Source organism: Acinetobacter legionensis (assembly GCF_048552295.1).
GTDB lineage: Bacteria > Pseudomonadota > Gammaproteobacteria > Pseudomonadales > Moraxellaceae > Acinetobacter.
This window is the reverse complement of the sequence record NZ_JBIMCW010000076.1, coordinates 1-497: the sequence shown is the minus strand read 5'-3', so window position 1 is coordinate 497 and position 497 is coordinate 1. Positions and strand designations below refer to the sequence as shown.

Sequence of the window (497 nt, the reverse complement as noted above, 5' to 3'; positions counted from 1 at the left end):
ACATTGATGAGCCAGAATTGTGACCTTAAGTCACTAATGATTTTTAACTGAAGAGTTTGATCATGGCTCAGATTGAACGCTGGCGGCAGGCTTAACACATGCAAGTCGAGCGGGGGAGATTACTTCGGTAATTGACCTAGCGGCGGACGGGTGAGTAATACTTAGGAATCTGCCTATTAATGGGGGACAACATCTCGAAAGGGATGCTAATACCGCATACGCCCTACGGGGGAAAGCAGGGGATCACTTGTGACCTTGCGTTAATAGATGAGCCTAAGTCGGATTAGCTAGTTGGTGGGGTAAAGGCCTACCAAGGCGACGATCTGTAGCGGGTCTGAGAGGATGATCCGCCACACTGGGACTGAGACACGGCCCAGACTCCTACGGGAGGCAGCAGTGGGGAATATTGGACAATGGGGGGAACCCTGATCCAGCCATGCCGCGTGTGTGAAGAAGGCCTTATGGTTGTAAAGCACTTTAAGCGAGGAGGAGGCTCT

General features: G+C 51.5%; 1 rRNA gene. It reads left to right on the top strand.

Annotation, left to right across the window (positions count from 1 at the left end):
• Positions 1-44: 44 nt before the first annotated feature.
• Positions 45-497 (top strand): 16S ribosomal RNA (locus ACG916_RS21515); the annotation flags it as partial.